General features: G+C 57.8%; 1 protein-coding gene and 1 pseudogene. One reads left to right on the top strand and one right to left on the bottom strand.

Translation table 11 applies throughout. From position 1 onward, the window contains the following. Nucleotides 1-374 precede the first annotated feature (374 nt). Nucleotides 375-814: pseudogene (locus RH90_RS19485) on the bottom strand (MucR family transcriptional regulator). A 353-nt stretch (nucleotides 815-1167) separates the two neighbouring features. On the opposite strand from RH90_RS19485, the gene RH90_RS19475 reads away from it, so the two are divergent. Next, a protein-coding gene (locus RH90_RS19475; RefSeq protein ID WP_086011229.1) for an IS3 family transposase occupies nucleotides 1168-2339 on the top strand; the annotation gives its coding sequence in 2 pieces (ribosomal slippage) (nucleotides 1168-1432 and nucleotides 1432-2339; 1173 coding nt in all). Nucleotides 2340-2373: the final 34 nt, after the last annotated feature.

Here is a 2373-nt window from a genome sequence, read left to right as displayed (position 1 = left end):
TCGGCCGAGCTGATTAAGGCTATCCATCCAGTCGAAACGAGGCATCCACTCCCGCCTCGGTCGACTTCTCTATCGGCCGCGGCGGCACGTAGCACCAACACACGCCCTGCCACGATTAGCACCCCGCACGCGAGACAATTGGCAAAATGTCTATGCTTCGTCCCACTTCCGCTCTCGGTTCGAGAAAGCACGCCCGAAAAGCGCCAAGTAGGCGATTACAGCCTGATCGCTTTCTGGTGAATAACAAACGGTCATTCGCTTCCCAACGCTGGATCGAACGGCGGCGAACATGATGAGCACGCTCACCGCCTGTCGTTTCAAGCAGGCTCGACCATCTTCGCCGGCCGACCAAGCTTCGGCTCCGATTCGGGAGCCTAGGCCTTCGCAGGAGATTTCGGTCCCGGCTTTCGGCCGAGACCGATTCTCTTCGCCATATCACGACGCATTGCCGAGTAGGACGGCGCAGTCATGGGTTATTAGCCTTCAAACCATAGCGTGCGCGATATTCGGCAGGCGTCAGGCCGTTGGTGCTGAGATGCCGCGTCAGCGTCTGGTACGGCTTCCCGTTGATCATCGAGATAATAACATCGGGATTAGCCAACGACTTCCGCGCAGTGACCGCGGCGGTAAATTCGGGAGCAGCTTCCTCGATGATAGCTTCGACCGATGCAGTCGAGAGACCGACCACTGCGTCATAGATCGACTTCAAGAATGCCGGGACATCCTCTGCCGACGTACGCGTATTCGGATTCGACAGCCATGCCATCGTCAATTCGGTTGCGAGTTCGACGGTGTTGGTAGTTTCGTCAGTCAATTTTGATTTCCTTTTTAAGTGTGAATGTACCAAATTCTTTGTAAATATATAACAAATATCTCAGATAAGGCGCCTAGCTAGCTAGAACGGGTGGGGTTTCTCTTCGGCGCCTGTCGACAATTCTTCGCTGCCGTTCCCCAAAAGAGCAGCGGTTTGTACCGACTCCCACTAACTATCTGGTCACAAAAGGACCGCCGACGTCGGCGGAGAAAATCACCCGAGCCGAGCAACAATTCAATTGACAAAATGCTTTATTTAATAGAGCTTGCCGTTCGAGATCGTTGGCAAGGTGATCTGCCCCCCGCTGAGTGGCCCAGAGACTATGATAGTCTGGACCACGAAAGGGACGACGAATGCCGAGCAAGAAGCACAAGCCGGAAGAGATCATCAGGAAGCTGCGTGAAGTTGAGATTGTGCTGGCACAGGGGTCATCGACTGCGGAAGCATGTCGGCGGATCGCGGTCAGCGAGCAGACATATTATCGCTGGCGCAAGGAGTATGGCGGTCTGAAGACTGACCAGGCCCGGCGGATGAAGGATCTGGAGAAGGAGAACCTTCGGCTTCGAAGGGCGATCTCGGACCTGACGCTGGACAAGCTGATTTTGCAGGAGGCAGCCCGGGGAAACTTCTGAGCCCCGCGCGGCGAAGGCGCTGTATCGATCATGTGCAACGAAAGCTTCCGGTGTCCGAGCGACGGATCTGCCGGGTGCTGGGCCAGCATCGATCGACGCAGCGCAAGGTGCCGCGCGGGGCGGATGACGAACAGGCGCTATCGGAAGACATTATCGCGCTGGCGAAGCAATATGGTCGCTACGGCTATCGCCGGGTGACAGCGTTGCTCTGCCATGCGGGCTGGACGGTGAACCATAAACGGGTCGAGCGGATCTGGCGGCGCGAAGGGCTCAAAGTCCCGCAACGTCAGCCAAAGCGTGGGCGACTTTGGTTGAACGACGGATCGTGCATCCGGCTTCGACCGGAATATCCGGGGCATGTGTGGGCGTACGACTTCGTCGAAGGCCGCACGCATGATGGTCGCAAGTTCCGTATCCTGACCATCATCGACGAGGCCAGTCGGGAGTGCCTGGCGCTGGTTGTTGCTCGTCAACTCAAACATGAAGATGTGCTCGCCGCACTGGCGGACCTGTTCATCACACGGGGCCCGCCGGCACATATCCGGTCGGACAATGGCGCCGAATTTATCGCCAATGCCGTGCAGCAATGGCTCGGCCAAATCGGCGTGAAGACGCTCTACATCGCGCCGGGATCACCATGGGAGAATGGCTATAATGAGAGCTTCAACGGGTCGCTTCGCGACGAACTGCTCAATGGCGAAATCTTTTACAGCCTCGCCGAGGCAAGGGTACTGATCGAGGCATGGCGCCGACATTACAACACGGTCCGTCCACACAGCAGCCTCGGCTACCGACCGCCGGCCCCGGAAACGGCTTCACCGCCATATCCGGCCTCCGGCTCCGCTTCGCTCCACCTCCGCCCGGATATGGCGGCGGCGAGCATAATCCACTAACAATCAACCCGGTCCACTCGACGGGGGCAGGTCA

The sequence above is a fragment of the Sphingomonas sp. PAMC 26605 genome (genome assembly GCF_000241485.1).
Taxonomy (GTDB): domain Bacteria; phylum Pseudomonadota; class Alphaproteobacteria; order Sphingomonadales; family Sphingomonadaceae; genus Sphingomonas.
Note: the sequence above shows the minus strand (reverse complement) of the source record. Positions and strands in the feature narration are given on the sequence as shown.